Origin of the sequence: Nonomuraea sp. MG754425 (assembly GCF_021699195.1) — a bacterium.
Taxonomy (GTDB): Bacteria; Actinomycetota; Actinomycetes; order Streptosporangiales; family Streptosporangiaceae; genus Nonomuraea.
Map to the genome: position 1 here is coordinate 1 of NZ_SSXE01000319.1, position 6,565 is coordinate 6,565.

General features: G+C 74.0%; 5 protein-coding genes. 4 read left to right on the plus strand and 1 reads right to left on the minus strand.

Annotated features, from left to right (window positions below; all coding sequences use genetic code 11):
• The first annotated feature begins 131 nt into the window (after nt 1–131).
• From FAF44_RS51310 to FAF44_RS51320, 3 genes are read left to right on the plus strand one after another with little or no spacing between them, the layout of a single operon-like run.
• Entirely contained in the window at nt 132–1,058 is a 927-nt protein-coding gene (locus FAF44_RS51310) for a class I SAM-dependent methyltransferase (protein WP_237110785.1), read from the plus strand.
• Between the two features lie 34 nt (nt 1,059–1,092).
• Complete coding sequence (locus FAF44_RS51315; protein ID WP_237110786.1) at nt 1,093–2,247, plus strand: hypothetical protein; 1,155 nt, start codon at nt 1,093–1,095, stop codon at nt 2,245–2,247.
• Nucleotides 2,231–3,355 (plus strand): hypothetical protein, encoded by a 1,125-nt coding sequence (locus FAF44_RS51320; RefSeq protein ID WP_237110787.1) that lies wholly within the window; start codon nt 2,231–2,233, stop codon nt 3,353–3,355. Before FAF44_RS51315 ends, FAF44_RS51320 begins: the two co-directional genes overlap by 17 nt.
• Before the next feature lie 118 nt (nt 3,356–3,473).
• On the opposite strand, the gene FAF44_RS51325 is transcribed toward FAF44_RS51320, so the two are convergent.
• On the minus strand, nt 3,474–4,421 hold the full coding sequence (locus FAF44_RS51325; RefSeq protein WP_237110788.1) for a lytic transglycosylase domain-containing protein: 948 nt from the start codon (nt 4,419–4,421) through the stop codon (nt 3,474–3,476).
• Between the two features lie 145 nt (nt 4,422–4,566).
• Here FAF44_RS51325 and FAF44_RS51330 point away from each other — a divergent pair.
• On the plus strand, nt 4,567–6,565 hold a 1,999-nt coding region (locus FAF44_RS51330), incomplete at its 3' end, for an aldehyde ferredoxin oxidoreductase C-terminal domain-containing protein (RefSeq protein WP_237110789.1).

Here is a 6,565-nt window from a genome sequence, read left to right on the forward strand (position 1 = left end):
GGGCAACGCTTAGCCGGTAACGGGGAAATCCGTTCTTTTCGCCCGCTGTTCGCCTTCGGCCTGCCGGCGACCAGGTCATCCGGGGCCGATGCCATGATCTGATATTTCGCGAGCCGAGTTGGGGAAGATCATTGCCGGCCGACGAGAAGGCCACCGACACCTGCCGGGTGAAGACGTTCCTGCGGCCCGACTTCTACGAGTACGCGACACTCTTCAGCCCGCACGAGCTCACCCGCAGAGCCGCCCATCTGGATTTCGCCGAGGCGACCCTGCTGATCCCGTACAACATCGCCCTTTATGGCCGGCTCTTCGGCCCGGCCGACTACGCGGGATATCTGAATGCGCCGGAGGAATTGCGGCGGGCTTTGCTGGAAAAGGTCCTCGTCCGGGTCGGGATAAGCGCGCGGGCGGCCGGGGCGCTCGTCGCCGACCGCGCGGAGTTCGTCAACGGCGACGACCGCGCGCACGCCTACCTGAACCAGACCGTCACCGTGTCCGAGGACACCAAGCTGTCGATGCCGGCCCTGGTCGGATACCTGCTGGACGCCACCGAGGGCTGGTCGCGGGCCGCCGAGGTCGTCGAGATCGGCATCGGCACGGGCTTTCACGCGATCCGCATGGCCAGGCTGCACCCGGGGATGCGCATCACCGGCTTCGAGACCAACGCGCGGGTGCACGACCTGTTCGACGCGCACGTCCGCCGGGCGGCGCTGCGGGAGCGGATCCGGCTCCTGCCGCAGTCCGGCCTGGACGAGGCGCTGCGCCGCGCCTCGCACGTCTACGTGACGGCCGCCGTGTCCCAGGAGCAACTGCGCGACCTCCTGCGGCGGGCGGGCGGGAACACCACCTGGCTGCTGCCCCGGGCGCTCGATCGGGACGAGTTCGACGCCGAACCGCCGCACTCCTGGCTGACGACCGCCTACGGCGACTACGAGAGCTACCGCGCGAGCCCCGCCTGGAACGCGTACTGCGTGGTCGAGGAGCTGGTCGTCGAGGCGGACGGCACGCCGCTCAGCCGGTCCCGGCTGTACGACGTCGAGTTCGTGAAGCTCGGCTGACCACCTTCCCGATCCTCCGTCCTTGGGGACCCGCATGCAGAGCCCGAGCACCCAGACGAACCTGTTCATGAGCGCCCTCTACCCGGCCGAGACGAGGTTCTCCTACCTGCCCCGCTTCGCCGTGGACGTGCGGCGCCGGATCGCCAAGGCGGCCGACCGTCCCGAGCTGCTGCGGATCCTGGCCGAACAGGCCGAGGGCGGCGCGCCGCTGGCCTCCGAGGAGGCGGCCCGCCGCGCGCTCGAGGCACGCGACCTGCGGGCCGTGCTCGGCGTCCTGCGCGACGAGCGGGTGTCCGAGGAGGCGGTCACCGAGGAGGGGATCGTCCGCGACCTGCACGCCGTGTGCGAGAAGGGGATCGGGCTCCTGCGCGCCGACGGCTTCGCCGGCCTCGACCCTCCGGCGATCCACGTCGTGGACGCCTTCCCCGGCCCCTTCGCGGGACGCTCCGCGAGCGCGGCGGCGCTGACCGTGGACCGCGACGACACCGCCGAGTACGGGATCCGGGAAGGCGTCTACTTCATCCGCGAACGCCTGACGCCGACGTACTCGTCGTTCCTGCTGACGCACGAGTTGATCCACCACGCGCTCGGCCGGTCCGGCGGGTGGCACACGGCGCACGGCCTGGAGGAGGGCGTCTGCGACCTGCTGGGCTCGGTCCGGCTGTCGCAGCGGCTGCTGGGCACCGCGCTGACCCGCCGCCTGTTCATCCTGAACCGGCTGTCCAGCGGCTACCACCGTCTGTGGGAGCGGTACCTGGACGGCGCTCGGCAGGCGCTGGCCCACCTCGCGGTCGTCGGGTACCCGGAGTTCGTCCGCGAGCTGGCCGGCGGGCGGCCCGCCCTGCACCGGATCGAGGCCGGGCTGCTGGACGGGATCTCCGGGCGCGGCGCGCTCGATCCGGCCGACGCGTTCACCTCCCTGGCCGTCGAGCTGCTCCTGCTGTTCCCCCGGGCGGCCGTGTGCGGACCGGCGGCCCTGCGCTTCGCCGAGAACGCGCTGCCCGGCCTGACGGTGCGGGAGATCGGCGTCCGGGCGGGGCTCACCGCCGAACTGGCCGCGCGGGCCGCGGCCGAGCTGCGCGACGAGCACGGGCTGCTGTACCTGCGCGACGACGGCATCGGCGTCATGGACAGCGAGCCGGCGCTGCGCTACTCGCGCGGATGGCTGCGTTATGACACGACGCGGTAGGCGGGAACGGGCGGGCCGGCGCTCCGCGTTACACCGGCTCTACTCCACCAAGCTCGTCCTGTACGCGGTGATCGGCGGCCTGGCGGGCCTCGCGCTGCTCGTCGTCGTCAACGTCGAACCCGCCGTGCTGGAGACCGGCTGGATCAGGTACGTCCCGCTCAAGGACATCGGGACGGCCCTGCTGTCCACCGCGCTCATCGCCGTGCTCTTCGAGTACCTCGAAGGCGAGGACGCCGAGTCCCGCGTGGACGAGCGGCTCACGCGGCTGTTCCCCGCGCTGGCCGACACCGTCGTGTCGCGGGTGCTCGACCGGTTCTCCGCCGAGTCTCGGGAGCTGCCGCGGGCGATGGCCCCCGAGGCGATCGACCGGCTGGCCACCAACGCGCTGTCGGCCCGGCTCGGCGACCGGGAACTCGCCGAGGAGGTCTACGCCGACCTGCGGGCCCAGGTGATCGCCACGAAGGAGCGCCTGCGCGACTTCCAGGTGTCGATCACCCTGTCGCGTTTCACGGCGGGACCGCCCTCCGGCACGGGCTCCTTCCTGGAGGCGGTCACCCGTTGCGAGTACCTCACCCGCGACGTGCCGGAACGGCTGCGCTTCAGCTGCGTGTCCGACATCGCCGAGTACCGCACGCTGGTGCGCGACCCCGAATCGACCTTCGAGTGGTACTTCGAGCCCGTCGGCGGGCTGCACGGCGGGTCGGCGGCGGCGTTCGAGCTGTTCCACTTCACGCTCAACGGGCGGGAGCAGCAGATCCGCCGGACCCGCCGCACGACGTCGCAGAGCTTCCTGGTCGACAATCTCGCCGCGCCGCCCCACGAGCAGGGGATGGCCCGCGTCTCCTACGCCTACAAGGTGCTGGTCCAGCGCAACAGCCACATGCTCAACATCGACGTGGCCCAGCCCTCCAGGGGGTTTCGGGTGCAGCTCAGCTACGGGGCGTGCGGCATCAGGTTCGTCAACGTCCTGGACTTCATCGCGGGCGCCGTGGAGCCGCGGATCCTGCACACGCCCGGGCCCGCGCCCACGGTCTCGATCGGGTTCGACGGCTGGGTCTTCCCGAAGTCCGGCGTCGCCTTCGTCTGGGTGCTCGACGAGGAGCTCTGAGCGGGCGGGGCCCCGGCCTCACGTGTGCGTCCGCGCGCCGGCCGGCTCACCCCCGCCGAGGTGCCGAACCCCACGCCCTGCTGCACCGACCATGCCTGACCGGGCCTGACCGGGCCCGCTATGGACCGGTCAGGCGGCGCTCCCCCTCCGTGGTCAGCACGAACACCTGCCAGTTGTAGTACGCGTAGAAGGCGCGCGGGTCGCGCCTGATCTGGCGCGAGTGCAGCAGGATGGCGTCCACGTACGCCTGGGACGGGTTGTAGGCGTGCAGGGCCCGCCGGTAGTCGCGGGGGGCGCCGCTAGCCCTGAGGTAGTTGGCCGCCCCCATGACGGCGTCGCGCGGGTCCCGCACGTCTCCGCCCATCCCGTACGCCTTCCAGGTGGCGGGCATGAACTGCATGGGCCCCTGCGCGCCGGCCCAGCTCTGCGACTTCACCCGTCCGAACTTCGACTCCGCGAACATCACCGCCGCCAGCACCTCCCACTCCACCCCGAACCTGCGCTCGGCCTTCTTGAAGAAGCCGAGCAGCTCCGCCGCGGGGCGGGCGCGCTGCGTCCTGAACACGGCGTCGGGTTCGATGGGGCGGGCCAGGGCGAGCAGCTCGCGGATCGCGGCCGTGTTGTCCCTCGCCTGGGCGGCCAGGGCGGCGGGCAGCCGCGCGAAGGTCCGGGTGGCGAGCTTGGGGTGGCGGGCGGCGTGACGGTAGATGCGCTGCTGGTGCAGGGCCAGCAGCTCGACGTCCGCGGGCGGCGCGCCGGACGCCGGGCCGCCCTTCGTCCAGGCGTCGATGGCCTCGTTGAGCGCCGCCGTGGTCTCCTTCAGCGCCGTGGCCAGCCGCCCGGGGTCGGCGGGGAGCTTCGCGCCGGGGGCCGGGAGCTCGTCCTGCGGCGGCTCGCTCGCCTGCGCGGTCGCCGGCGTTCCTGGCGGGGGCGTGGGCGGGCGGCTCGCCGCGGGAGCGCCGTCCGCGGGCGTGCCGCACGCCGTCGCGCAGACGAGCACGGCGGTGGCCCAGGCGAGCCGCCGGGCCGCGCGGCCGGGGCGTGGGTGCTTCGGGCGTGCCTCCATGGACGGCCAACCTACCCGGTGCGTCCGGGCCTGATCGCGGGGCACGCCTCCCCGCTCTTGACGCGGCCCCGTGAGTTGCGTGCGCCGGGTCATGTGTGATGGTGTGCCGCTCCTGGTCCCCGCTCCGGTGCTTGGAGGCTCCGTCATGCCGTTCATTGTGGATTTGACCAGCGGAAACGTGGAGAAGGAGTATCGATCTGCGGAGAAGGGGCACTACGGCGGGTCCGTGCTCGGGCTGCGGCTGATGGCGGAGCGGACGGTGGCGGGGCTGGACCCGTTCGACCCCGGGGCGCTGCTGTACATCGCGGCCGGGATGCTGGGCGGGACGGCGGCTCCCGGGCTGGCCAAGGCGGTGTTCCTGGCCAAGTCGCCGCTGACCGGGGCGGCCGGGGAGGCGCACGCGCTCGGGCCGTTCGCGGCGGGGATGCGCGGGGCCGGGGCCAAGGCGCTGGCCGTGGTGGGGCGGGCCGCGCGGCTGTCGTACCTGCTGGTGCGCGATGGTGAGGTGAGCGTGCACGACGCCGGCGAGCTGCGCGGGCTCGGCACCGCCGCCACCACCGACGCGCTGCGCGCCCGGCACGGCGAGGGCGCGCACGTGGCGGCCGTGGGGCCGGCCGGGGAGAACCTCGTGCGGTACGCGAGCGTGGTCACCGACTACGCCTTCGCCGCCGGCCGGTACGGGCTCGGGGCCGTCTTCGGCGCCAAGAACCTCAAGGCCGTGGTGTGCGTCGGCGACGCGCCCGCCGAGGTCGCCGACCCGGAGGCGATCGCCGGGCTGTCCGCCTACTACCGCGCGGCGCTGGCCACGAACCCGCTGGCCGCGCTCCAGGCGGGCCTGCCGGGCTTCGCGGGCTGGGCGGACTGGGCGGGCGACCCGGGTTACGCCTCCGTCCGCAACTTCTCGGTGCCGGGGGCTCCGGGGCTGCGGGTGCCGTCCGCGGGCGACTACTCCGGCCGTGCCGTCTCGGTCACGGGCTGCTGCCCCGGCTGCCCGAACGACTGCATCAAGGTGTACGCGCCCCCGGCGTCGGCCGGGGTGCGGCGCTCGGGCGGGCTCGGGCAGGAGGCGTTCCTGTCGCTGGGATGGAACCTGGGGATCGACGACGTGGACACGGTCCTGGACGCCAACGCCCGCTGCAACGATCTCGGCCTCGACCAGGTCTCGCTCGGCGGCACGCTGGCCTTCGCCATGGAGTGCGCCGAGCACGGCCTGCTGCCCGGCGGGCCCGCGTTCGGCGCCGCGGCGGCGCTGGGCGGCCTGATCGAGGACGTCGCCGGCCGCTCGGGCGAGCTGGGCGACCTGCTGGCGGAGGGGTCCGCGAGGGCGGCACGGCGGATCGGGCGGGGCGCGCAGGCGTACGCGATGACGGTGAAGGGCGCGGAGGTGCCGTGCTTCGACCCGCGCCCGCAGCCCGGCATCGGACTCGGCTACGCGCTGGCCCCCGGCGGGCCGCGCTACGACGCCCTGGAGCACGACCTCGACTTCGACCCGGTCGCCGGGCTGGCCTACAGCCTGCCCGAGGCCGCCCGCGTCGGCGCGCTGCCCGCCCCGGCGCACGAGCTGGACGAGGAGCGCGGCCGGCGCAGCGCCCGGCTGCTGCGGTTGTGGAGCGGGCTCGACGCGCTCAACCTGTGCGTCTTCGCCTCCACGCCGACCAGGCCGCTGACCATCGACCGGCTGAGCGCGCTGGTCACGGCCGTCCTGGGCGAGCCGTTCACGCTGGAGGACCTGCTGGCGGCGGGGCAGGCGCGGCTGGACGGCATGCGCGCGTACGCGCTGCGCGAGGCCACCGCCCACCGGCCGCACCCGGCCGGGGACCTCCCGTCGCCGCACGTGAGCGGGGACCTCCCGGCGGCGGCCATCCCGTCGCCCCGCCCGATCGGAGACCTCCCGTCGGCGGCCATCCCGGCGCCCCGCGCGACCGGACACCACCCGGCGCCCACGACCCCGGCGTCCGGCACGCCCGGAGACCGCCCGGTGGAGGCGGCGGGCGAGCGCCGGGTTCCGCTCGACGACGACTTCCCGGCGCGGCTCGACGAGACCCTGCCCGCGCGCCTGCACGACGAGCCGATCACGCAGGGCCCGCACGAGGGCGCGGTCCTGGACCGGGAGGCGTTCGAGCGGGCACGGGCCGCCTTCTACG